The organism is Microcoleus sp. B4-C1 (assembly GCF_036705285.1).
In the GTDB taxonomy this organism is placed as follows: Bacteria; Cyanobacteriota; Cyanobacteriia; order Cyanobacteriales; family Microcoleaceae; genus Microcoleus.
On the sequence record NZ_JAUBUC010000009.1, the window covers coordinates 52258 to 77835 of the forward strand.

Here is a 25578-nt window from a genome sequence, read left to right on the forward strand (position 1 = left end):
CCAATATATTTTTTTGATTTTACCATTTTATCCTATGGATTATACCACAAAGCCTAGTTACTATCAAGTCGGTGGGAGTTTGACAAATAACGCTCCCAATTATGTGAAGCGGCAAGCAGACGACGATTTATATAACGGATTGAAGGCGGGGGAATTTTGCTATGTTTTGAATTCCCGGCAAATGGGCAAATCTAGCTTGCAGGTGCGGACAATTCAGCGGCTGAGAAATGAAGGAATTGCTTGTGCTGCGATCGACATTTCGGAAATTGGCAATCGCGGCGTAACTCCCGAACAGTGGTATGCTGGTTTGCTACGCATTCTCGAAAATAATTTTAACCTGTCGGATATTGTCAACGTGCGGACTTGGTGGCGCGATCGCAATTTTTTAACTCCGGTTCAAAGATTGAGCGAATTCATCGAAACCGTACTGTTACCGAACATTTCCAGCAATATTGTCATTTTTATTGACGAAATCGACAGCATTCTCGCCCTAGATTTTCCCGCCGATGATTTTTTAGCGTTAATTCGATCGTGCTACAACAAGCGCGCCAACAATTCAGAGTTCGATCGCCTAACTTGGGCCCTTTTAGGTGTAGCATCGCCGACGGATTTGTGCCGCGAGCAAAATGCCACCAGCAATACCCCTTTTAATATTGGCAAGGCGATCGAATTAACTGGTTTTGACGAAACAGAAGCTCAACCGCTAGCAGCGGGGTTGGCAGAGCTGACAGACAGCCCTAACCAAGTTTTGAGAGAGGTTTTGTATTGGACTGGCGGGCAACCTTTTTTGACTCAAAAGCTGTGCAAACTTCTGCTAGAAAATGCCGAATTAATCCCGAATTTACCCCCCCCAGCCCCCCCTTGCCAAGGGGGGGAGGATGATCCAGCCCCTGCTTGGCAAGGGGAGGAGAAAGATAACATTCACCCTTCTAAAGAGTGGGTTGAAAAGGTAGTGCACTTGAAAATAGTGGAGAATTGGGAATCTCAGGATGTCCCAGAACATTTGTCCACAATTCGCGATCGGCTTTTCAAAGAAAACCAGCGCATTGTCAGGAGACTAGGATTATATCAGCAAATTTTAGAACAAGCTGAAATTGTCCCCGATGGCAGTGCCGAACAAATGGAATTACGATTAAGCGGATTAATCGTTAAACGCCGGGAAAAATTAACAATTTCTAATCCTATTTATCAAGCTGTATTTAACCAAGACTTAATTGAACACAAATTAGAAAAACTCTCGCCTTACTCCGAAGCCATCAAACTCTGGCTAAATTCTAGCTGTGAAGATGATTCCCAACTGTTGCGAGGAGATGATTTGCAGTCAGCATTAGTTTGGGCGGCCGGAAAAAGTTTGAGAAACGAAGATTTTCAATTTTTGACTGCCAGCCAGAAAGTTATTTTGAGCGACCAAAATCAACTGCTGCATTCAGCTACACTAGAAACTAAAAAAGCTGTCTGCGATGCCGAAAAAGCTTGGAGTGAAGCTGACTCTGCCAAACAAAAAGCCAAACAGTGGATCGGCATCGGTTCTGCGGTACTGGCAGCATCGTTAGTGACAGCGATCGGCTTTTCAACTCTCGCTTACCAGCGGTTTAAACTAGCACAAGCAAGTATTGAAATCGAACAAAATGGCAGCGATGCTTTACTGTTGGCGGTATCTCAAAAAACCGAAAACACCGAAGCTTTATCAGAAGCTTTACTGAGGGCGATCGCCTCCGGGAAAAAATTAAAAACCTTGGTTAAAAACAAACCTAAGCTAGAACAATATCCGGCAACTAGACCGCTGTTAGCATTACAAATAATCCTCGATAGAATTAGCGAAACACACCAGACAAAAGCCTCATCACTTCCGCAAACAAAGATAAATTGGCAAGCTCATAAAGGTGCAGTTACCAGCGTCAGTTTTAGCCCACACAGGCAGATTTTAGCAACCGCAGGAATAGACGATAGAGTTCGGATTTGGAACTTTTCCGGGCAAAAAATTGCTGAATGGAAAGCTTTGCAGCAGTCAGTTAATATGGTAAACTTTAGCCCGAATGGTAAATTTTTAGCGACCGCCGGAAGGGACAGCACAGTTAAAATATGGAATTTATCAGGGAAAAATATTTCTACTTTGAAAGGAATTAAAGGCTCTGTTACCAGCATCACTTTTAGCCCTGAAGGAAAGTTATTAGCGGCGGCAGGGATAGACAGCTATGCTGCAATTTGGGATTTGTCTAAACTGCCACAATTAGTATCGCCTAGCCAGAAACTCCCAGGTCACAACGGCTTAGTGAGAAGCGTAAATTTTAGCCCAAAGGGTGATTTCATAACGACTTTAGATGGCAAATCTACAGTGCGACTTTGGAATTTGTCGGGCAAGCTAAAAAAAACACTGCCTATTCAGGCAATTGGGATCAGTTTCACTCCGGCTCAACACCAGTATCGCTTTGCTACAGTAACATTAAATGGCAAAGTTGGGCTGTGGAATCTGTCAGAAAAAGAATTAGTTAAGGAATTTCAAACCTTGCATTTTGATGCGAAATCAATTAGTTTTAGTCCCGACGGAGAACGGCTTGCTACAGTGGGAATTGACAAGACTGTACGGCTGTGGAATTTAGCGGGGCGGCAGGTTGCTCAATTTGAGTTCGAGGAGAATGTTGTTAGTGTCAGTTGGAGTGGAGACGGAAAACAAATTGCTGTAGCTGGAAGCAACGGCACTGTATGGTTGAGGCAGGTTGAAGGGTTAGAAGAATTGCTGAAGCAAAGCTGCAATTTTTTCGCCACTCAACCGAAGTATTTTACAAGAGTTTCAACTATCTGCAAGTAGGGACACCGCACCGTGCCCTTCTTCGTGTCAACTTAACGTTAAACCGATAGTCCGACAGGGGTTGAAACCCCTGCCTCAAAGCTAAAGTCCTCTTGCATAGGACTAATGAGTTCTTCAGTCCTCTTTGAGAGGACTTTAGCTATTAGACAGGGAATTCATTCCCTGGCGGACTGCCGGGTGAGCGGGAGGACTGGCAGACGAAAAGCTTAAGTTGACACCTATGGGCACGGTGCGGTGTCCCTACTAATGATTATCAATTTACTTTAACAGGCGAAACACTTACATTAGGATTTGTAACTCTTTTTAAGAGTTCTTGTCGGGCTTGTTCGGGATTTTGACCTTTGGGTACTTGATATAATAATCTACAGGAACCGTCTTGAGGATTAGCTGCACAAATAATTAATTGACCGTTGCTAGATGCACCTGCTGTGACAATATTATCCCAGCTTCCTTGCGGTTGCGAGTTGTTGAGAATTCCTGAGACTCTGGTGCACCGAGTAATCGCATCTTCTCCTGATTCATTGAAATAGTTATCAGCTAGCCACAAAATAACGGGAATATTTTTGCCTTGTTGGACAGCAATTGTAGCGGGGCGGCCACCAGTAGCGCCACAGAAGAATGAAGGCGCTTGGGCGAAGGCTGGACTGTTTGCTAAAATCGGAGCAGCAAGGGCAATAATTGACGCGCTAAAAACTGACTTTAAGAGCCGAAATTTCATGAGCAGTAATAAGCTTTTTCATTTAAGGTTACTAATAGTCTAAAAATTTAAACTGTTTGTTGCCGGGAAGATTAGGCATTTAGAGAAAAAAATAAAATTTATTCGGCAAATTTTTGCGATCGCACACACTGGCCTCATCTGGGCCAAAACTCCGGGAAAAAAGCTCGCTGACAAACACCAAAGGCAGAAAATAGATGCAGCCCTAGGGGGCGCAGGCGCGAAGGTATAGGGTAAAGGATTGGTTTTTCAGCGTTTTTTGCGATCGCCTCGCTCTTCCCGATCCCGCCCCACCTAAAGTGGAACCTGTGTTACCATCGGGAAAAATATTCTCTTTAATAATCAACAATGGGCAATGTTCTGGTGCTGAACGCCTCCTACGAACCCCTTAACATCACCAATTGGCGAAGGGCGGTAGTTTTGTTGCTGAAAGGAAAAGCAGAACAGGTAGAACACAACGGGAAATTTATTGCGCCAAACTTCCCGCTACCAACTGTGATCCGACTGCGGCATTACGTCCGAGTTCCCTATAAGGATATTCCGCTAACCCGCCGGAACATCTTGCACCGGGACGCACACTCTTGTCAATACTGTAGTTATACGGGGGACGATTTAACCCTCGATCATGTAATTCCCCGATCGCGCGGAGGAGGGGACAGTTGGGAAAACCTCGTCACCGCTTGCGTGCGCTGCAATGTCAATAAAGGCAGCCGCACGCCGAAAGAAGCGGGAATGTCGCTGCGCTATCCGCCTAGGAAACCTCACAGCGGTCTTTATTTTGAAGTGACTAAACACGTTAAGAGCGGTATGCACAAAGAATGGCAAAAATATGTAATAGGCCTTTAAAACCCCTGTCAGCGCAAGCGCGGGGGTTTTTTGCGGGAGTTATTAGTTCTGAGATTGCTTCGTTCCTGGCAACACGCACTCTCTCCATGAATTAAAAAAGTAAACAGAGAATTTACCATCTTAAATCAGGTTTCTCGTAAAAAGTATGGGCTTTGACAAACAGGCATCTACAAAGAAACCGGGTTTAAGATCGAATGTCGTGCAAATCTTGAAATAGTTAAATTGTTAATTTTCAACGATGAAAGACCATCCCCCTAACAATTCCGATGAAACATCCGGCAACCGCGAAGGTGAACTTGAGGCCAGCAGCGAGGTTGTAGCCGGAGTGACTGCGCCTGGGAAACGGCGCAGCAAAGCCGAAGTTGCTTCCGAAGAGAATCGCGGCCGTCTCCGCGAGGAATTGCACGATCGCAAAGTCGAGCAATTGCGCCAAATGTTCGATCGGCACAAAGGCACTCGCCAGTTAATCTTGCTGCAAGATTTTCCCGATCCCGACGCACTTTCCAGCGCTTGGACTTACAAATTAATCGCCGAACAATACGATATCCAATGCGAGATTATCTACGCCGGCGCCCTCAGCCACCAAGAAAATATTGCCTTAGTTAAATTGACAGGGTTGCCGTTGCAGCGCTGGACGGTGGAAACACTAAAAACTAAGGATTTGTCGGTGTTTCAGGGCTGCGCTTTCATCGACAATCAAGGGACGACTTGTAACTTAACCCAGTATATTTTAGCCGCTGGAGTTCCGATCGCCGCCGTCATCGATCATCACAATTTGCAGGGGGAAATGAACGCAGAATTTACCGATTTGCGCCCTCAAATCCGTGCTACAGCCACGATTTTTGCCGAGTATTTACAGTCTGGACTCCTAACTCTCGACGCCAGCGTCAGTCTGCACATCAAGTGTGCTACAGCTTTGATGCACGGTTTGCGATCAGATACGATCGCCCTCAGACAAGCTCAGGAAGAGGACTTTTTAGCTGCAGCTTATTTGAGCAGGTTTTACGACCCGCAGTTGCTGAATGCCGTGTTACAGTCGTCTCGTTCCAAGTGGGTGATGGACGCGATCGAGCGATCGCTCAAACACCGCACCGTCCAGAACAATTTTTCGATCGCCGGCATCGGCTACCTCCGCTATGACGATCGGGATTCTATTCCCCAAGCGGCGGACTTTTTAGTGACAGAAGAGAACGTACACACAGCCGTTGTCTACGCAATTGTTCACGACAAAGACGAAGAAATTGAAGTAGTAATTGGCTCGCTGCGAACGAATAAACTTACTCTCGATCCCGACGAATTCATTAAAGAAGCCTTCGGTCAAGATGCTCAAGGACGCTTTTTTGGGGGTGGCAGAAGTCAAGCTGGAGGTTTTGAAATTCCGGTGGGATTTCTTTCTGGCGGGAATGAGAAGAGCGATTATGCAAGGCTAAAATGGGAAGTATTCGACGATCAGATTAAGCAAAAGTTGCTGCATTTAATTAGTCCTAAAGACAATCCTGTTTACGATCATTAATATCATGTCCGATCGATTAGTCATACAGCATATTCGGTGGTTCATGAAGTATAGGATCAGCTATATTATGTGGTGTTAGTCCGTAGTCCGTAGGGTTCGTCGCTCCTTCATATTTGATAAAGATTGCAGATTGACGGGTGGCGACGCACCTTACTCGCGTCTCTCTTCTTGTGTGTACCACATATACATGGAATATGCTGTAATATCCCGGTCGGGGCGAGTTTTTGAGATTGTCAATTATTGGCAGGTATTCTTGGTGAACTCGCCCCTACAAAAATCGCGGTTCCTCGACCGGACACGATATCAATCGGGAGTTTCTAGCTGCGGTATTGATTCCAGCAACAGCCTGGGAATGCGAGCTTTTCGACCTCCGGTTGCTACCAGGTTTGGCCGTGTTTTTTTCTCATTCCGGGCACAATCTCAACTTGACAATCAGTCAGGCCCGCACTCCAACTCTCATCAACCAGGTTTTTTAACTCTTATTCAGGGTTGGAACTCCCGCCCAGTCTACCTCTGCCAGGAACAGGCTTTCCGGCCTGTCCCATAAAAATTAAATTTTATTGTGGGTAGTACGGGTAGGACAGGAGAATCCGCCCATAGAAAATTTATTTAAAATCGTGCAATATGTTCAGTTTTAACGAAGTAAGGAGGTTGAAAAACCCGGTTGAGTTCTCCAGGACTAACAGTAATAAATTTTCTACCAATTTTCCCAAATCATACACTAAAGAAACCGGGTTTTTTAACAATTGTCAAGGGATATCACGAAGTATTTTGATAAAAAAACCAGGTTGAGGGGCAAATTTAGTGTGTTCTAGTTTACTAAACTCCACAAGAATTATTAGGTTTTAACAATTATACAGGGTTAATTTTGGGAAATTTTATTATTTCTTCGCTAAATCAATCACAATTTGTTATAGTTGGTGCAGTAGCTTTGCGATAATAATTAGCCAAAAAACGATTGAGAAGAAGCAAAATAGATACCAAACAACCTAAACTTTTGGCTAAATGACATCAAAAAAGCAATTGTAGCAGTCAGCATAAAATTGGCTAGCCACATAAATATTGATTTTTTCCTAAGCCCAGCCAGCGATTCCTACGAGTTAAAAGAAATTATTATATTTATTTGTGGCGGGTTAGAATAGTAGAAAATAGCTTAAACAAACAAGGAACACGGAGATGTCTACAAAAAAGACTTTCTCTTGGTCGTTAGAGAAAAGCATAGAAAAAGTTTCAGAAATTGCACTTAAAATCAACGAGTTCGTGGATCTGGAGACAATTTTGCAATGTGCGCTACAAGAAACCAGGGTGCTGCTGCAAACAGATCGCGTGATTATTTATCGATTCCTACCGCATAGAGAGAGGGTAGTATTTGCTGAATCTGTTGGCGATCAGTGGCGGCCAATCCAGGGACAACTGATTCATGACTCTTGCCTTGAAGCTACCTGGGTAGATCGCTACAGCCAGGGGGAAACGAGTGCCATTTCTGATATTCACGCTGGTGATATTCAAGCTTGTGATGTCGAATTGCTCGATCGCATCCAAGTTCAGGCAAATTTAGTTGCGCCAATCTTGCTAGATGGCCAACAGCAGCAATCTCCGAAGCTTTGGGGACTGTTGATTGCTCATCAATGCCGAAGTCCGCGTCAGTGGGAACCTCTCGACATTGAGATCCTGCAACAGGTTGCAATGCACATCGGGTTGAGGATGCGGCACTTGGAATCTCACGGCCCGGCGATCGGGCCAAATCAACCGCCGGAACTCGAAACAGAACCAAATCAAACTGATCCAAATACAGAAAGTGCGCCCAGAGTCAATCATCAAAATTGTCTACAACCAGAGTTTGCCTGTTCCCTGAGCGGCGATATTGTCCACCTCAAAGCCTTTGACTTGTTGCAAAACCCGATCTGGATATTTGATATTGAGCATTGGCAAATCCGGTGGGCCAACCAAGCCTCCTTGTACCTGTGGGATGCTTCGACGCGCCAGCAACTGGCGAGCCACAACTTTAGGGATATGTTGTCAGAGTCTACTCGGATTCGCTTGCAGAGCTATTTGGAGCAGTTTGAGCAAGGCCAAACCTTGTCTGAGCAGTGGACGTTTTACCCGGCCGGTGAGCCTGTTTCTGTCGGCTGTCGGTGCTCTGGCATCAGGATTGATGGCGGGCGTTTGGCAATCCTGGTGGAGGGTACGGTCGAAACCGCTCCTCAAATCGAGCCGGAAACCCTGCGATCGATCGAGGCAATCCGACACACCACGCTGATGGTTTCGCTGTACACCCTCGAAGGTGTGCCGCTGCTGCAAAACCCGGCGGCATTGGGCTGTTACGGGGATGCGCTGCACCCTGGCTCTGCGACAGATAATGCTTTTCTGAGCCGCTTTGTTGACTCTCAAGTAGGAGAGCGAGCAATGGCAGTTATTCAGTCCGGTGAGGTATTTAGCACGGAGGCTCAAGTGATTACTCTGGCGGGAATTCGCTGGCATGGGATGGACGTGCGGTGTACCAACGACCCGGTAACGGGCAACCCGATGTTGCTGGTGAACGAAAAGGACATTACCGACCGCCAGCAGACAGAAACAGACCTGCAAAAGAGTCAAATTAGGTTGTCAGAAGCCCAGCGGGTTGCCCACATCGGTAACTGGGAGTGGGACGTGATTACGGGTAAAATTACCTGGTCTCCCGAACTATTCGAGATTTTGGGACGATCCAGGGCCCTAGGCGAACCTACTTATGAAGAAAACCTGCGGCTTTACCATCCCGAAAGTGCCAAACAGCTACACCTGGTAGTTCAACGAGCGCTCAGTCACGGAGAGCCTTATCTATTGCGCCTTAGAATCGTGGGCCCGAATGGTTCTATCCGCCATACCGAAGCCAGAGGACAGGTTCAACTCAATGCAGAGGGAAAAGTCATTCGGTTGTTTGGTACATCCCAAGACATTACGGATCTTGTCCAGGCAGAAACAGAACTCAGAGAATTGAGTACAGCTCTTGCTAATGCCGTTGAGGGCATCTCGCGGCTGGATATTTTCGGACGGTACATCACCGTTAATCAAGCCTACGCGAATATAGCAGGTTATCAGCCTGAAGAAATGGTTGGTAGGAGTTGGCAGAAAACAGTTCATCCCGAAGACTGCGACAGGATGATGGCCGCTTATCAAAAAATGCTAGCCGAGGGCCGAGTGGAGGTTGAGGCCCGGGGTATCCGGAAAGATGGCTCGATCTTTTACAAGCACGTGGTGATGTTGGCGGCCTACGACTCGCAGGAGCGATTGATCGGGCATCACTGCTTTATGAAAAATATCACCGATCGCAAGCAAGCAGAAGCAGCATTACAACAAGAGTTCGATCGTCTGGCGGTGGTGATTGCCACCCAACAGGAAATCGCCACCCCCAATCCTAACCTGGATGCAGTGATGGCGGTGATTACCGATCGAACTCAAAAATCGCTCGGTGCCGATGGGGCCGTGATTGAAATGCTGGAAGGGGATGAGTTGGTGTATCGGGCAGCCAGCGGTATCGCCAGCGCCTATGTGGGATTACGGATCAAAGTAGGGACAAGTTTATCGGGAAAATGTATTGCGACCGGCCAAATCATGCTTTGCGATGATTCACAAGCCGATGCACGGGTGGATCAGGCTGTCTGTCAGCGCATTGGTATCCGGTCACTGGTGGTTGTTCCCTTGTTCTATCAGGACGATCGGGTTGGCGTCTTAAAAGTTGTTTCCGCTACACCCTGTGCCTTTACAGAGTCAGATATTCATACCTTACAACTGATGGCGGGGTTTTTGGCGGGTAGCCTGCATCTGGCTTCAGAGTTTGATGCTAAAAACATTCTCCTGAGTCAATTACAGGAGAGCGAGGAACGGTATCGTTCTGTGATTACAAGCATGACTGAAGGCGTCGTACTTCAGCTAGCAGACGGACAAATTACGACCTGTAATGCTAGTGCCGGAAGGATTCTCGGACTGACCCCCGAACAACTGATGGGGCGTACATCCATAGATTTAGACTGGCGAACCGTTCACGAAGATGGCTCTCCTTTCCCCTGCCAACAGCATCCGGCAATGATTACCCTACGGACGGGAAAACCCCTATCAAATGTGGTGATGGGCATTCACAAATCGGATAAAACGCTGACTTGGATTTCGATTAATTCGCAACCGCTGTTCCAGATGAATCAGTCTCAACCCTATGCAGTAGTAACGACTTTTGCTGATATTACAGAACGCAAGCGGGCCGAGGAGATGCTCAGACACCGGGCAGAACAAGAAAGATTAATTGCTACGACAGATGGGTTAACACAAGTAGCAAACCGCCGCTGTTTTGATGAGCGATTGCCGTCGGAATGGCACCGACTGATGCAGGGGAAACAACAGCTTTCGTTGATTATGTTGGATGTAGATTATTTCAAGCGATATAACGATTGCTACGGACATCAAGCGGGGGATATTTGTTTAGTAAAAGTGGCTTCATCGGCGGCACAAGCGGTTAAACGCTCATCGGATCTGTTTGCACGTTACGGGGGGGAAGAATTCGCTGCTATCCTACCGAATACGGATGCGGATGGCGCGATCGCGGTTGCTGAGTCGATCCGAGAGGCAATCCGAGATTTGGGAATCCCTCACGAGCAATCTAATGTGAGCACGATCGTGACTGTTAGCATGGGAATTGCAACTGTGATTCCCACTGCGGAAACATCACCGGATGAACTTATTGCCCTCGCCGATCGAGCATTATATGATGCGAAACGACAAGGGCGCGATCGCTACACAAGCGCCAACCAGATGACAGCGCCAGATTTCAATACAGTTGTAGAATAGGCAAAAGGTAGGTATATCCTAGACTGCTCCTAGAAAAACGGGACCCCATGCCTGGAAGTATTGATATATGGTTATTTATCTGATCCGGCACGGTATCGCCGCCGCACCCGAAGAATATGATACAGACTCAGAACGCCCGCTGACTAAAGAGGGCGATCGTAAAACCAGGAAAATTGCCCAGCGGCTGTACGAGCTCGAAATTCAGTTTGACTTGATTCTCACCAGTCCCCTACTGCGCGCCCAGCAAACCGCCCAAATCCTGCAAACAGTCGGTTTGAGTTCCCAAATAGAAGAATCCGCCGCCCTCGCACCTTCAGGAGACATCGGGAACTGGCTGGAGTGGTACAAACAATGGCAGGACATCGGTAGTGGCAGCTTGGCCCTAGTGGGCCACCAACCAGACTTAGGCCACTGGGCAGAAACTTTGCTTTGGGCTCGATCGCAAGATGCCCTGATTCTCAAAAAAGCCGGTATCATCGGCTTAATCCTCCCGGAAACCGGCTCCCCAGTGGGCCGCAGCCAAATGTTTTGGCTAACTGCGCCCAAGTTTTTGCTGCGCTAGAAACAGCGAACCGCCCCGACATTAACAGGACGCGCCAGCCCTCTTAAACCCGCATTCTGGGACGGGGAAACCGGGAAAAAGGGGCGACAATACGCAGCGGTGCGATCGGGCTGTGTGTTGAAAAACCCGGTTTCTGAACCGCAATTAAATGATTATTTGTCAAGACTGCGACACTATCTTGCTTTCTGGTAATGTACTTTTAGTAGATTGAACTCACACAAAACGGTATCGCAATGGTCGTCGGCGAATTCAAACCAGGTTTAGAAGGTGTTCCCGCCACCTTGTCCAGCATTAGCTACGTCGATGGACAAAAAGGGTTGCTGGAATATCGCGGGATTAGCATCGAGGAACTGGCACTCAAAAGTTCCTTTCTCGAAACTTCATATTTATTAATCTGGGGGGTACTTCCGACAAAGGAAGAACTAGAAGCTTTCGAGCATGAAATTCGCTATCACCGCCGGATCAAATATCGCATCCGGGACATGATGAAATGCTTTCCTGAAAGAGGACACCCAATGGACGCCCTGCAAGCTTCAGCGGCCGCCCTGGGCTTGTTCTACTCCCGCAGAGCTCTGGCTAACCCAGCATACATTCGAGAAGCTGTAGTGCGGCTGCTAGCTAAGATTCCCACAATGGTAGCAGCGTTCCAGCAAATGCGACGGGGAAATGATCCGGTGCGGCCGAGGGATGACTTGAACTACTCGGCTAACTTTCTTTATATGCTCAACGAGCAAGAACCCGATCCGCTGTTAGCTAGCATTTTTGACACTTGTCTGACTCTCCATGCTGAACATACCATTAATGCCTCTACATTTTCGGCAATGGTAACAGCTTCGACACTGACAGACCCTTACGGAGTGATTGCTTCAGCAGTTGGCACTTTGGCGGGGCCGCTGCACGGGGGAGCTAATGAAGAAGTGATTGATATGTTGCAGCAAATTGGTTCGGTAGAAAATGTGCGGCCTTTTGTCGAGAAGTGTGTTGCAAATAAGGACAAAATCATGGGTTTCGGTCACCGAGTTTACAAGGTGAAAGATCCGAGAGCAACTATTCTTCAGAGGTTAGCGGAACAGTTGTTTGAGAACTTCGGCCGCGATGATTATTACGACATTGCTGTCAAGTTGGAAGAAGTGGTTGAAGAGAAATTGGGCCAGAAAGGAATTTATGCAAATGTAGATTTCTATTCTGGTTTGGTTTACCGAAAAATGGGAATTCCGCTGGACTTATTTACACCAGTTTTTGCGATCGCCCGTGTTGCTGGCTGGTTGGCCCACTGGAAGGAACAACTAGAGGCAAACCGCATTTACCGCCCGACTCAAATATATACGGGGACTCACGGTGCTCCTTATATTGCGATCGAGGAGAGGTCCCCATCCTACAGCACAATTATCAACCCAGATATTTAAATGGCGAGAGGAATTGTTTTGCTTTGGTGAAGTGTTGAATTAAAAATTGCTTTCGCCTTCCGAGTCAGGAAGCAATCTCTGTCTGCCAAAGACTGCCGTGCTGGGTTGCACCCCTCTTGTATGTTGTGGTGTTTGTTGGCGACAATAGTAAGAAGTGACGATTTTCAGGAACTCCGGTCCTCAGACTTGCGGGTCTGAGGCTTTTTATTGCCCTAAGTAATATAAAATCCGCGCTTCATCGCAATTATTCATCTCTCTGGGATCTCCCTCTGCGTTCTCTGCGCCCTCTGCGGTTAAATCTCTTAATTCCACTCTTCACCACCAGGCAAGTCAGCTAAATGCTCATCGATCGCATCCTCGAATTCACCTCTAGAATAAGTGTAGGTCAGGGACAGTAGCCCAGTTGCGATCGCAAGGATTTGCTCTCTGTCCACTCTTTCATTGAGTTGAGCACGGCTTAACTTTCCTTCCAACACTTCCCTGCTAGCCTCACGAATTGCGGCTTCTAGTTCATCTTCTAGAAAAGGCTCCCATTCAGAAGCATTGATGTAATAAGATGTTTTATTATCTTTGAGATTGAGCTTTTTAATACCTCGGACAGAATTAGCAATAGAAGCAGCCCAATAATTAGTTAAACGCTGTTCTACTTGGTTTTTAATGAGGTGGATTAACAGAATTAGTAAAAAAGACCCGATATTCCGTAAAGTTGCTTGTTTGCTCATGCCCTCTAATTCATCGACAATCGCTAGAGCATCTTCATTTCTGCCTGCCAAAATACAATTTCTGAGGTCTATTAATTCCTGTACCATTGATTATGCCCTCAATATTTATAGGGATTTCATAAGGTATTGCCCACCATTAACTAACTGGTTTCTAGGCTCTGTCTGGGCAGCGATGTCCGGAGGCTTTACTTCGCTTTCCGAACCGTAAAATTGGAGGCAGAGCCTCCGGCTATGCGTTACCAGGAAGAGCCTGGTAACGAGTAGACTAGCTAAATCTACACAGATTGAGCTACATGATGGCGGCTGGTCAATTTATCCAATTGATTCACCAACAAACTGAGGAACAATCCCACATCGGTAACAACTCCAATAGACTCGATCGAACCCCGATCGCTCAATTTCGTCACCACCGCCGGATTAATGTCCACACAGACCATCTTCACACCCGCCGGCGTCATATTTCCCACACCAATTGAGTGCAGCATAGACGACAGCATTAACACCATATCTGCACCTCGTAACAGCTCAGTATATTCTTCTTGAGCTTTAACTAAATCCATTTGCGTGTCAGGAAGCGGGCCGTCATCGCGGATCGAACCGGCCAGAGAAAACGGTATATTGTTCTTCACACACTCGTACATGACACCGTTAGTAACCAAGCCTGCTTCTACAGCTTTTGCAATACTCCCGTAACGTCGCACACTGTTAATTATTTTCAAGTGATGTCGGTGTCCGCCACGCACAGCAACACCGCGTTTCATGTCAACCCCTAAAGAGGTTCCCATATTCGATTGTTCCATGTCGTGAACCGCGATCGCATTTCCACCTAACAGCGCTTGCACGTAACCTTCGCGAATCAAATGCGCTAAATGTTCGCCACCGCCGGTGTGGATAACAACAGGCCCCGCCGTAACTACAACTTTGCCACCGCGATCGCGAATTTGGCGCAATTCCCAGGCTACTTGTTCCACTACCAATTCTACGCGACGCTCGCTAGAAACGCTGCCCGACATAAAGCTGAATTCTTGAGAATTGCGCTGTTCCCGCGATTCTGTTTTGCGGATGGTGCGGATACCCACTACATCTACAACGACTTTTTCTCCTACTTTTAAATCGCGCAATAATTTGCATTTAGCCACTGGGCCATCAGCGGTTTCAGTAATAGCAACTGCTCCATCCATCCGCTGATTTTGCGCTTTCACCCACTGACCATTTACCCGCACTTCCGTGGGATAAATTGTACTCACATAAAAGTCGTCCGGGCCGACACCATCTTGGACTACAGGTTCTAAAATAGCGTCGCAAATCTCTTGTGGTGGCGGCACTGCACCCAAGTCAATCAGCATTCCCATCATTTCTTCCATCACATCGTGGGAAGGAGCCGAAACTTTAACGTCGGCAGATGATGTACTTTGCCGCTGCTCTCCCAGATTGAAATTGAGCACTTGGAAACTGCCACCGAGATCGACAATTAAGTCCAAAGCACGACTGATTAAACCAGCATCCAGCAAGTGACCTTCCATGCGAATTGTGCGGCTTTCTACCATCACATTTGCCGATCGATCTTCTTGCACCGGTTCCGTTACCCGCAGCGTCAAACACTTACAGGCGCCGCCCGCTTTCAGAAATTCGCTCATCGGCGTTTCAATTACTTGAAAACCGGCCTTAGTAATGCGTGATTTCAAGGCTTCGCTAACCTTGTTCATTACCACAACTTTGTCAATATTGACGGCATTGCAGGCAAAATTGGCGGCATCGGCTTCTTCAATGGCAATGCGTTTTTCCGGCGCAACTCGCATTTCAATTAAGCGGTTGGAGTAGGAGTCAAATGCTGCTGGATAGTAGAGCAAATAGCCGCCTGTCAAGGGACAAAAGCAGGTGTCTAGGTGATAGAAACGTTCGTCAACTAAACGCAGGGAAAGCACTTCTATGTTGAGCCATTTTGCTAGTAGCGGGTGCGAGTCGAGTTCGGAACGGAAGCCATATCCGGCCCACAACCACCGTCCTTCGCGATCGAGTAAAGCATCGCCAGCGCCCTCAAACGGCAAGTCTTTCGGGAGTTCGTGCACGGTGAAACCTTTGCTTTCAAACCATGCTTTGAAATAGGGTTCTTCGCCTTGGCGTTCTTTGTGATAGAAACGGCTGAGGACGAAGGTATTTCCTAAAAGTAAGCCTGCGTTGGCGGTGAAAACCATATCAGGCCAGCCTTTTGCGGGCGGTACGAGGTCTACCACAGCGTTGTCTTTGAGGACGTGGTAAAGTTTTTCCCACTGTTCGACGGCGCGATCGCGCGATGATTTGTGGACATTTCCCTCCATCCACGGATTAATCACGTAATCCACATCGTAGTGGTCGGGAGCACACATGAGGAAGCGAATTGAGTCAGTCATAATTCAGTTAAAATGTGGTAGACGCTACAGCAGACGTATGTTGACAGAGTTTGTATAATAGCAACTGTAATATTCACTACTAATTTTAGCAGCGCAACGTCTGGAGCCTCAAAAGGCTAACTTTTTATTATATCATGTTTAAGATGAAATTACACTAAATCAAAGACCGTTCGCAGGAAATACTGGATAAAATGTCAGGTTATGACGCACTCTAAAATAGGTTCTGATAGACGATTAATATGATCTCCGTTGCAATTGCCCCCAATCTGACGGTAGGGGCGGGTTTAAGCTCATCTCTAGCTTATATTATAGATTGTTGGTGAACCCGCCCCTACAAGAATTATCGTTAATTTACCGGACATGATATATAGCAACCGCCAAGACGCTTAGGACATTCTTAATCGCTGAAACAATTGCGCTATTACTGCTTCTTCCTTCTTCCTTCTTCCTTCTTCCTTCTTCCTTCTTCCTTCTTCCTTCTGTCATAACAGCTTATCCTAACTTTTAACTTTCAACTTTTTTTGCGAAATCGGCAGTTCGATCGCAAATTCTGTTCCTCGGCCAACTTCTGAATGACACTCCAACTTACCGCCGTGGGTGTCTTTAACTATTTGGTAACTAATCGATAACCCCAAACCAGTGCCGGTGCCCACAGGTTTGGTAGTAAAAAATGGGTCAAACATCCTTGACTGAACTTCGGGATGGATACCGGGCCCGCTGTCAAAAATCCGCACACACACTTGATTTTCGCTGCTGAGTTCAGTAACAATGCGAATCTGGTTAACTTTGCAAGTACAGTTTGCTGATGACTCTTCCACAGCGTCGATCGCATTTACCAGCAAATTCATAAATACCTGGTTTAATTGAGCCGGATAACACTCGACTTTGGGCAGGTTCCCGTAATTTTTAATAACTTGAATCTCCCGATGTTTTGGCTGTGACTGGAATCGGTGCTGCAAAATCACCAAAGTGCTCTCTATCCCTTCATGAATGTCTATTACTTTGCGATCTGTTTCGTCGAGTCTCGAAAAGTTTCTCAAAGACAGCACTATCTGCTTAATTCGGTTAGCACCTTCTTGCATTGAAGCCATTATTTTCGGGAAATCCCCAGCAATAAAATCTACCTCGACTTCTGCCAATTCTTCCTGTATTTCGGGAACTGGTTCAGGATAGTATTGCTGGTAGAGTTCAATCAATTTTACCAAATCGCGAGCATACTGTGCTGCGGGAATAATATTGCCGTATATGAAGCTGATGGGGTTATTAATTTCATGGGCTACTCCCGCTACCATTTGCCCGATACTTGACATTTTTTCGGCTTGAATGAGCTGAGATTGAGCTTTTTTTAAGTCGACCAGAGTTTGTTCTAACTGTTGCGCTTTTTCTCGTTCTCGCTGTTCGCTAAATTGCAACTCTACTTCGGCTTGTTTGCGATCGCTAATATCAATATGCGTACCCGTCATCCGCAAAGGATTTCCCGAAGCGTCGTGTTCCATCACCTTCGCTTGAGCTAAAATCCACTTCCACTCGCCGGATTTTGTCAGCATCCTAAATTCCACTTCGTAAGTAGGATTTTTGCCTTCCAGGTGAGCATTTAGCGCTGCTTTAGCCGGAGACAAATCCTCTGGATGTACCAGTTGCTCCCAGGATGCAAAACTATTTTCTACCTCCTCTACTTCATATCCCAGCATCATTTTCCACCGTGGATTAAAATAGACTTCTCCCGTGGCAAGATTCCAATCCCACAAGCCCATCGCACTGCCTTCAAATGCCAGATAAAAACGTTCTTCGCTAATTTGCAAAGCTGCTTCGGCTTGTTTGCGATCGCTAATATCCATCACTGTTCCCAACAGTTTTATTACTTCCCCGGTTTCGCTAAAAACAGCTTCTCCCCTTCCTTCCACGTATATAATTTGACGGCTAGGATGCAAAAATCGGAACTCTCTTTTGTAGGCAATGCCTTGTGAGATAGTTAGGCTGACTGTTTTTTGAAATAATTCTCTGTCGTCGGGATGACACATCTTTAAAAGTTTGGCAGATGTCGGTTCAGTTGCACTTGAGTCAAGACCAAAAATGCGGAATACTTCTTCTGACCAAGTAATTTTATTGGTGACTAAATCAAATTCCCAACTGCCGATGTGGGCAATTTTCTGGGCGGCTGCTAGACTAGCTTCGCTTTGTTGAAGTTTAAGTCGCTGTTGTTTATCTTGTTCCAGAAGTGTTGCTTGAGCGATCGCAATTCCCATCTGTGCCGCCACAGCGCTCAATAATGTGATCTCCTCCTGCGTCCAGTGGCGGGGGCGATCGTACTGATGCAAGCATATCATTCCGTTGGCTTTTCCCTGGTAGGAAGTGCGGATGGATATCATCGATTTTAAGCCTATTTGACAGCACAAATCTCGGGCGTTTTCTAGCAGCGGGTCGGAAAAAACATCGTCAGAAACTACAGCTTGATCTTGGGATAATAAAAACTGAACGTGAGGATTGCCCTGTACGGGAATTTCTAAATCTAAAAGCGATTTGGATGCGGATTTTCTGTACTCAGCGACATTATAAATTCTGGGAATAGGGTGTTCTGTGTAGGTATGAACCAAGCAGCAATCAGCATTAAAAATTCTACCTATTTGGGCAGTAGCTGTTTGAAAAACTTGATCTTGATTTAAACTGTATCGAATTTCAAGAGTAATTGTTTCTATTAAAAACCTTTGTTTGATTTGCCGTTCTAAAGCAGATAAAGCTGTTTTTAGTTCTAGTTCAGCTTGTTTGCGATCGCTAATTTCAGTAGCCGTCCCCAAAATTTTCCAAGGTTTGTCGTCTGCGGTTCTGGCAAACACGGTATCCACGCTAACAAACCACCGATATTCACCATTTTTGTGCTGAATTCGGTACTCACACTCAAAGCTTTCACCGTCTTTTGCTGCCTCAATCCTGCTGAGGTGTTCTGAGAATCCTGGCAAATCGTCAGGGTGTATTAAGTTAGGAAGAAATCCTCCTGCCATTTGCTGGATTTCTTCAAAAGAATAGCCAATATCGCTATATATTTCGCGGTTGATATACAAAGTTCGCTGTTCTATCAAATCGGAAACGTACAAAATATTAGGATGTGTTTGAATTACAGCAGACAGCCAGCGTTGGCTGTCTCGGAGTTCTGCTTCGATACGCTTGCGTTCTTCTATTTCTGCTTGCAGCCGTGCATTTTGTGCTAAAATTTGTTTATAAAGACGGCTCAGAAGCAGTTGATTTTCGACACGGCTCACCACTTCTTCTGTTTGAAATGGTTTACTAATGTAGTCTACCCCCCCCACCGAAAAAGCTTTGACTTTATCAAAAACTTCATTTAAAGAGCTAATAAAAATCACAGGAATATCTTTGGTTTGCGGACAAGCTTTTAACTTTTCGCAGACTTGATACCCATCCATACCGGGCATCATGATGTCCAGTAAAATCAAGTCTGGTGGACTCGACATAGCAAAGTTAAGAGCCAATTTGCCATCTCGTGTCGGCCGCACTTTATATCCCCGCTTAGACAAAAGCTGGGATAAAAGCCGCAAGCTTTCTGGATGGTCGTCCACCATTAAAATATTTTCTTGTAAGACAGTGTTTTCAAGTCTAACTGTTTCTAGTCTTGGATTTTTATCGTCAGTTGTATTCACAGCAAACCCTCAAACTATTCAAGTTGTATATGTGGGAATATTTTTAAAGTCATTAACCGCTTGTAGCTAACACTCTCAGATAAACCAGCACAACTATTGGCTCTCTAGCACACTCTTAAATTATCTGTCATTATATCAAAAGTAACGATCTTTTGAAAATCTTGGTAGCTCAAATTATCGGAGTCTGGTGATAAAACAGCCTAGATTCCTCAAATCACAGGCTAACCAAGCAATTTTGATTAAATAAAGGTTAAAATTTGATTCTTAGACTTTATACGACCATGTTTGGCAGCCCTTGATCGGGTGCTTTGTGTTGAGATTTTTCATTAGATATCCTCACTAAAAAGGTTAATTTAAACAAGCCGGAACATTGGTGTCAACTTAAGACTAAAAATTATTTTTTTCTGGTTCGTATCCAAGTTGTGAGTTCCCTAAATTTCCCTTATTAAGCAGCCCTAGGGCAGTGTAGGCATAATTGTCAAACAGTTGTTACCGTTACTAATTATGAGCTTAAGTTGACACCAATGGGCCCTAAAAAACTCCTACAATATCTTATATCTTATTTGCGGGATGGGGCTGATTTATGGTATCTTTGTCTCGGCTTGCAATTCTCCGCAAGCGGCGTACACGGCTTTCACGTTATACCAATTCAGAAAAATCCGAGCAATTTCTAAAGCTAGCTGGGGCTTGCCTTGGTCAATCAACCACTGTAAAAAAGGAGTCATCGTTCGCTCGTTCAGCATCCCACCTAATGATAAAACTCCCCACAGTATTTGGTGCAGAAAAGTCATTTGAATCATCATCCGTACTTCCCAACTTGGGTGTTTTTGATAAAACAAAACTCCCATTCTCCCGCGCTCAATTTCTCGGTTAATCATGCCTGGAATTTGCTCCAAACTAAAAGGTGGATGCCAGTGATAGCCGACAGCAGCCGGACATTTAAGGAGTTTTAAACCTAATTTTTTTAACCTAACTCCCAACTCTAAATCTTCCCATCCGTACAGTTGAAAGCGATTGTCAAAAAGTCCAGCAGCCAGCAGCCAGTGGCGGGCGATCGCCACATTTCCCGTAGCAAAATAAGCCGCCGAAAAATCGGTGATTTTGTAAGGTTCTGAGGTAGGATTGTCGAAATTGCAAGTATTAATCACGCTGCCGTAAGTAAAAACAGCATCAGTATCTTTGTAACCCTGTAGTAAAGCATCAGCGTGTGCTTGCAAAAAATGCTCTGTTACCACCAAATCGCTGTCAATAAAAATAATCGTATCGCCCTTAGCATCTTCAACGCCCAAATTCCGGGCAGCCGCCGGGCCCTGGTGAGATTGACAGATCGATCGCACATGAGGCAACAAGTCAGCATTTGCGGCCAACCACTCCAGCGTCCCGTCCGTCGATCCGTCGTCCACGACAATTACTTCATACTCTCTGACAATCTCACCGAACTGCTGATTTTCCAAAGCCAGTAGACATTTTGCCAAAATCGGTTTACGATTATACGTCGGAATTACAACACTAAAAAACACGATTTTTCCCCATCGCCACAGTTACCGTATCCCACGGTAGCAGATTTTCCGCAGCAACTCCTCCGGTAAATAGCCAAGTTTATCAAAAAAAGAATATATAAATCTGTACTATTTCTGACAAGAATCGATCTCAATTAGGTGCATAATGAAAAGTCGGTTAAATATCACATCTTGCACCATTCTCCAGAACAGGCAAGATGCCTGTTCCACAAAAATGATATTTTTTTGTGGGGTGGGCATCTTGCCCGCCCTGAAAAGCTTAGTGACAAGGGTGCAAGATGTCAGTTAAATTCAGGATGTAAAGAGCAATGAGTCGCGCTAAAAAAGTTGTCCTAGCATATTCCGGCGGAGTCGATACCTCCGTCTGCATTCCTTACCTCAAAAACGAGTGGGGTGTTGAAGAAGTAATTACTCTGGCCGCGGATTTGGGACAGGGAGACGAATTAGAACCGATCCGCAAAAAAGCTTTAGCATCCGGTGCTTCGGAATCTTTAGTTATTGATGCTACCGAAGAATTTGTCAAAGACTATGCGTTTCCAGCGATTCAAGCTAACGCACTTTACGAAAACCGTTATCCCCTTTCGACTGCCCTGGCTCGCCCGCTGATTGCTAAATTGTTAGTAGAAGCTGCCCAAAAATACGGTGCAGATGCGATCGCCCACGGTTGCACAGGTAAAGGAAACGATCAGGTACGGTTCGATGTGTCGATCGGCGCACTCAACCCCAAGATTAAAATCTTAGCACCAGCGCGGGAGTGGAAAATGAGCCGCGAGGAAACGATCGCATACGGCGAAAGATGTGGCATTCCGTCGCCCGTGAAAAAGTCTTCGCCTTACAGTATCGATCGCAACTTATTGGGAATGGCAATCGAAGCCGGAATCCTCGAAGATCCTTGGGCGGAACCGCCGGAAGAGGTGTATTTGATGACAAAGGCGATCGAGCAAACTCCCGACACACCCGAATACATAGAAATCGGTTTCGATTGCGGAAATCCTGTCACTTTAAACGGCAAAATTTTATCACCAGTCGCCTTAATTTCCCAACTCAACGAAATAGTTGGAAACCACGGAGTCGGCCGGATTGACATGATTGAAAACCGCCTCGTCGGGATTAAATCGCGGGAAATTTACGAAACACCAGCGATTTTAGTTTTGATGCACGCGCACCGAGACTTAGAAAGCTTGACGCTGACAGCAGATGTGACGCGGTACAAGCGAGGCATCGAAGAAACCTACAGCCAAATGATTTATAACGGTCTTTGGTACAATCCTTTGAAAACCGCTTTAGACGCATTTATTCAGGACACGCAAAAGCGAGTAACTGGAACCGTGCGACTCAAACTATTCAAAGGAAATGCGACAATTGTTGGTCGCAAATCTGATAATTCTCTGTACAGTTTCGACTTAGCAACCTACGGCGCAGAGGACGAATTCGATCACAAAGCTGCCGAAGGATTTGTCTATGTTTGGGGACTACCAACCCGCATTTGGTCGGAAAAAAATAGAGGTTACAAATAGGATAGAATTAGGGTTGAAAACCTGATGTTAAGCCGCCCAATCGAATTCGGATTAACAATTCGATGTTAACCCGCCGAATCGAATTGGCGGCTACACAAACAAAGTTCGCCTTCGTGGAATTAGAGTAGGGTGTGCACGGCGCACCTTATTTGCCACAATCGCCCAACCTGTGCCAATTGCCTAACTTCTGAGTTAGTAACATACAGTAATAATTGGTAATTGGTAATTGGTTGTTATCCTAATAATTTGTTAAATTGTCTTCAGACAAATTTAGCTGTGAGGCAGGGGTTTAAACCCCTGCCGGATTGCGGCAGGGCTGCGCCAGGATTGCTGGGTTAACGTAAAACAGCCGATCGCTAAGATTTCTGTTTTTCCACACTTCCCAAATCCAACTTAGCCCGCAACTCCTCCTTAATCCGATTTAAAATAGAATCCTCATCCAAAGAAGACAAAATCTTGCTCACCACAGCCTTTGGCCCATCATCTCCCCAAGAAGCACCATTAGCCAAATAAGCCTTAGTAACTTGACCGATACCGTAGGAAGAAACCCCCGCGATCGCAGCTTGCGTCACCGCCACAGACAAATAAGGCCCTAAAGCCAAACCCCCCGTCGCCGGCGTCGCCAAACCCAACAATCCTTTCAACGAGCTCAAACCAAAATTAGCCAACAATTCGCCGGCTGTAATCCCGCCCATACTAATCGCAATCTTTTGCAGCAATTCCACAGCGCCCGCTTCCGTCATCGCAATGCCGTAAACTTTAGATAAAGTTAATATCATCACCACATCAATTACCGCACCGCTAAGAATATCAACTACAGTAATTGGATTAAGTGCGATCGCCACCGCTTTAGTCATTACCCCATTCCAGATAATTCGATTAGCCGCGTCATCGCGAATCTCCATTTTTCGCTGTACCAATTGCTCGTTAATATCCCCCGCACATAGCATCGTATTCAGCGCGACCAAAGATTTGCCTTCCCGGTCTAAAACCTCCAAAATCTTTAATTTTAAATCTTGCACTTGTGGCAAACTACGAGTCATTTGCACGCCCATACTTCCGTCGGGACGGCGCACCGCCCTCGCCGTCAAAGGCGAAGCCGCCGCCATCACAATTTCATCGGGAGACAACAATTCTCTTACGCGATCGTCTCGAATTTTATGATAAATTGCCAGCCTGTCTGCATCAGGATACTGGTCAATTTTATTAAACACTAATAACATCGGTTTTCCGGCTTCCCGCAACTGCGAAAGTGCTGCGTATTCCACCTTCGTAATGTCGCCAGCAACTACAAACAAAATCAAATCTGCTTGTTGAGCAACGCGGCGGGCTAAAAGTTCGCGAGTTTCGCCGTCAACTTCATCTATTCCCGGAGTATCGATTAATTCAACTTGCGACAAACGGTAAATAACTGGCGAAAGTCTATCGGGCAAATTCTTATCAATTCCCTCTCCCACATCCCACTGGCCAATAGTGGTGGTGCGAGTCACCCCGTGAGTCGGGCCAGTTTCAAACACATTTTGACCTAGCAGCGCGTTCAAAACCGAAGATTTTCCTCTTCCCACCATCCCAAACACAGCTATTTGCACGCAAGCGCGCTCTAGCTTGTCGAGCATTTTCTCCAACCCGCCAATTTCCGGTTCCAGTCCAGTTCGCTCTTGAACTGTCAAGTCGAGATTTTCTACTATATCTCGCAGAGCATCTTTAGCGTGGCGCAGGTTGAGTTCTGCCTGAATGTCTGCGAAGCTTAAAATTGTGTCATCTAATTCGCGATCGACATTTGAAAAATCCGAGGCTTCAGTCATTGTTCCCTTATTTTATAGTTCTGTTTTGTTTAAAGTTTCAGCCAATACAATGCTATTCTAGCTTTCTCTGTCTGCTTTGTACATTCTCTCGGATTTATCCAACTCTAACTCTCGGATTTACTCAAGCCTGACTCTCGGATTTACTCAAGCCTGACTCAGCCAAAAGTTCTCGCATTCACCCGCAAGCCCGCCGGGGATTTAAATCCCCGTCTTATAGCAAAAGTCGGTTAAAACCGACTGCCAACCTAAATTAGATTGTGATAAATTTCAGTCCTCTTTGAGAGGACTTTCGCTATGAGACAGGGGTTTTTAACCCCTGTCGGACAGTGCGACAGACCAATAAGCCGATTTACCCAATTTCAACTCATTTACAAAAATGATTAACCGCCTCCAAATAATAGCCAGTTATCCATTTCCTTTACGTGTAATAATTTTTCTATTAATCTTGCTAGCAATTTGGCTGCCGCTAGCAGCACCAATTTATCTCTTAGTTAAAGATAGTAACCTAGCAACTATTCTGACAATGGGATTGTTGTTTACTGAGTTTCTGTTCCTAGTGCCTCGCTGGGGAAAACAGGTTTACGGACAAACCCAATTACTCAAAAGTTATGGTTTAATCAATACGCGAAAAAACGGTTTGGAGCTTTTAATCGGATTGGCGATCGGGCTTTTGCTCACTTTCAGCTTATTTGTGGTGCAATGGCTGTTCGGTTTGGTCGCGTGGCAAAATTCTGATAATTTGCCGAGAATCATCGCAGAAGGGCTGTTAAGCGCCCTTGGAGTCGGTTTTGCGGAGGAGTTGGTATTCCGAGGTTGGTTGCTGGACGAGTTGCAGCGGGATTACAATTATAAAATATCTCTGTGGGTGAATAGCCTGGTGTTTGCCCTATCTCATTTTATCAAACCTGTCGCGGCAATGCTGCAGAGTTGGCCGCAGTTTCCGGGTTTGTTGTTGCTGGGTTTGATTCTGGTTTGGGGAAAAAGATCGCGCCAAAATCGCCTCGGTTTGTCGATCGGGCTTCATGCAGGTTTAATCTGGGGATATTACATCATTAACATCGGGCAGTTAGTGCGATATTCGGGATCTGTTCCCGACTGGGTGACAGGAGTTAACGGCAATCCGCTAGCTGGGGCAGTGGGGCTGTTGTTTTTGAGTGTCTTGGCCTTGGGAATGCGAAAACTGTCTGAACATTCCAAAGGTTTGTAATATATCCATCAGGTGCGTCGCTATGAGATTGTTGGTATTTAGTTAGGAATTTATCGCAGGCGACACACCCTACAACTGCTGCTGTTTTAGCAAAG

15 protein-coding genes are annotated in these 25578 nt (G+C 45.9%); 8 read left to right on the top strand and 7 right to left on the bottom strand.

Annotated elements, in window-relative coordinates:
* Positions 1–34 precede the first annotated feature (34 nt).
* Positions 35–2809, top strand: a complete 2775-nt coding sequence (locus tag QUB26_RS05605; protein WP_333237588.1) for an AAA-like domain-containing protein — start codon at positions 35–37, stop codon at positions 2807–2809.
* A 253-nt stretch (positions 2810–3062) separates the two neighbouring features.
* On the opposite strand, the gene QUB26_RS05610 is transcribed toward QUB26_RS05605, so the two are convergent.
* Positions 3063–3527: a COP23 domain-containing protein gene (locus tag QUB26_RS05610; RefSeq protein WP_333054612.1), complete on the bottom strand. Its 465-nt coding sequence runs from the start codon at positions 3525–3527 to the stop codon at positions 3063–3065.
* Between the two features lie 345 nt (positions 3528–3872).
* Here QUB26_RS05610 and QUB26_RS05615 point away from each other — a divergent pair, with 345 nt between their 5' ends.
* The 5 genes from QUB26_RS05615 to QUB26_RS05635 all read left to right on the top strand — a co-directional run bounded on the left by QUB26_RS05615 (position 3873) and on the right by QUB26_RS05635 (position 12669).
* A complete protein-coding gene (locus tag QUB26_RS05615; protein WP_006633674.1) occupies positions 3873–4370 on the top strand; it encodes an HNH endonuclease in 498 nt (165 codons plus the stop codon).
* A gap of 238 nt (positions 4371–4608) precedes the next feature.
* Positions 4609–5883, top strand: a complete 1275-nt coding sequence (locus tag QUB26_RS05620; protein WP_333237592.1) for a bifunctional oligoribonuclease/PAP phosphatase NrnA — start codon at positions 4609–4611, stop codon at positions 5881–5883.
* A 1176-nt stretch (positions 5884–7059) separates the two neighbouring features.
* Entirely contained in the window at positions 7060–10701 is a 3642-nt protein-coding gene (locus QUB26_RS05625; protein WP_333237595.1) for a diguanylate cyclase domain-containing protein, read from the top strand.
* A gap of 67 nt (positions 10702–10768) precedes the next feature.
* Positions 10769–11263, top strand: a complete 495-nt coding sequence (sixA, locus tag QUB26_RS05630) for a phosphohistidine phosphatase SixA (protein WP_333054609.1) — start codon at positions 10769–10771, stop codon at positions 11261–11263.
* A 233-nt stretch (positions 11264–11496) separates the two neighbouring features.
* Positions 11497–12669 carry a citrate synthase gene (locus QUB26_RS05635; protein WP_333237597.1) on the top strand — a complete coding sequence of 391 codons (1173 nt, stop codon included), beginning with the start codon at positions 11497–11499 and terminating at the stop codon, positions 12667–12669.
* A 302-nt stretch (positions 12670–12971) separates the two neighbouring features.
* On the opposite strand, the gene QUB26_RS05640 is transcribed toward QUB26_RS05635, so the two are convergent.
* The 5 genes from QUB26_RS05640 to QUB26_RS05660 all read right to left on the bottom strand — a co-directional run bounded on the left by QUB26_RS05640 (position 12972) and on the right by QUB26_RS05660 (position 21194).
* A complete protein-coding gene (locus tag QUB26_RS05640; RefSeq protein ID WP_333237599.1) occupies positions 12972–13478 on the bottom strand; it encodes a DUF29 family protein in 507 nt (168 codons plus the stop codon).
* Between the two features lie 188 nt (positions 13479–13666).
* Positions 13667–15781 (bottom strand): bifunctional arginine dihydrolase/ornithine cyclodeaminase, encoded by a 2115-nt coding sequence (argZ, locus tag QUB26_RS05645; protein ID WP_333237601.1) that lies wholly within the window; start codon positions 15779–15781, stop codon positions 13667–13669.
* A gap of 497 nt (positions 15782–16278) precedes the next feature.
* Entirely contained in the window at positions 16279–19434 is a 3156-nt protein-coding gene (locus QUB26_RS05650) for a PAS domain-containing protein (RefSeq protein WP_333237603.1), read from the bottom strand.
* Positions 19435–20015: 581 nt separating this feature from the next.
* Positions 20016–20954 (bottom strand): glycosyltransferase, encoded by a 939-nt coding sequence (locus QUB26_RS05655; protein WP_333237604.1) that lies wholly within the window; start codon positions 20952–20954, stop codon positions 20016–20018.
* 108 nt (positions 20955–21062) lie between these two features.
* The gene (locus QUB26_RS05660; RefSeq protein ID WP_333291681.1) at positions 21063–21194 is read right to left on the bottom strand and encodes a hypothetical protein; all 132 of its coding nucleotides are present in this window, start codon (positions 21192–21194) and stop codon (positions 21063–21065) included.
* Positions 21195–21262: 68 nt separating this feature from the next.
* On the opposite strand from QUB26_RS05660, the gene QUB26_RS05665 reads away from it, so the two are divergent.
* Positions 21263–22471, top strand: a complete 1209-nt coding sequence (locus QUB26_RS05665; protein ID WP_333317059.1) for an argininosuccinate synthase — start codon at positions 21263–21265, stop codon at positions 22469–22471.
* A gap of 356 nt (positions 22472–22827) precedes the next feature.
* Here QUB26_RS05665 and QUB26_RS05670 read toward each other — a convergent pair whose 3' ends face one another.
* Entirely contained in the window at positions 22828–24276 is a 1449-nt protein-coding gene (locus QUB26_RS05670; protein WP_333317061.1) for a GTP-binding protein, read from the bottom strand.
* 376 nt (positions 24277–24652) lie between these two features.
* Between QUB26_RS05670 and QUB26_RS05675 the strand changes: the two genes are divergently transcribed.
* Positions 24653–25483, top strand: coding sequence for a CPBP family intramembrane glutamic endopeptidase (locus QUB26_RS05675; protein WP_333317062.1), 831 nt, complete (start codon positions 24653–24655; stop codon positions 25481–25483).
* Positions 25484–25578: the final 95 nt, after the last annotated feature.

Bases quoted from the DNA above. Each gene is read 5' to 3' on its own strand.
- QUB26_RS05640 (WP_333237599.1), bottom strand. From the start codon at position 13,478: ATGGTACAGGAATTAATAGACCTCAGAAATTGTATTTTGGCAGGCAGA.
- QUB26_RS05660 (WP_333291681.1), bottom strand. From the start codon at position 21,194: ATGCCCACCCCACAAAAAAATATCATTTTTGTGGAACAGGCATCTTGC.
- QUB26_RS05610 (WP_333054612.1), bottom strand. From the start codon at position 3,527: ATGAAATTTCGGCTCTTAAAGTCAGTTTTTAGCGCGTCAATTATTGCC.
- QUB26_RS05670 (WP_333317061.1), bottom strand. From the start codon at position 24,276: ATGACTGAAGCCTCGGATTTTTCAAATGTCGATCGCGAATTAGATGAC.
- QUB26_RS05615 (WP_006633674.1), top strand. From the start codon at position 3,873: ATGGGCAATGTTCTGGTGCTGAACGCCTCCTACGAACCCCTTAACATC.
- QUB26_RS05620 (WP_333237592.1), top strand. From the start codon at position 4,609: ATGAAAGACCATCCCCCTAACAATTCCGATGAAACATCCGGCAACCGC.
- sixA (WP_333054609.1), top strand. From the start codon at position 10,769: ATGGTTATTTATCTGATCCGGCACGGTATCGCCGCCGCACCCGAAGAA.
- QUB26_RS05625 (WP_333237595.1), top strand. From the start codon at position 7,060: ATGTCTACAAAAAAGACTTTCTCTTGGTCGTTAGAGAAAAGCATAGAA.
- argZ (WP_333237601.1), bottom strand. From the start codon at position 15,781: ATGACTGACTCAATTCGCTTCCTCATGTGTGCTCCCGACCACTACGAT.
- QUB26_RS05605 (WP_333237588.1), top strand. From the start codon at position 35: ATGGATTATACCACAAAGCCTAGTTACTATCAAGTCGGTGGGAGTTTG.
- QUB26_RS05675 (WP_333317062.1), top strand. From the start codon at position 24,653: ATGATTAACCGCCTCCAAATAATAGCCAGTTATCCATTTCCTTTACGT.
- QUB26_RS05635 (WP_333237597.1), top strand. From the start codon at position 11,497: ATGGTCGTCGGCGAATTCAAACCAGGTTTAGAAGGTGTTCCCGCCACC.
- QUB26_RS05665 (WP_333317059.1), top strand. From the start codon at position 21,263: ATGAGTCGCGCTAAAAAAGTTGTCCTAGCATATTCCGGCGGAGTCGAT.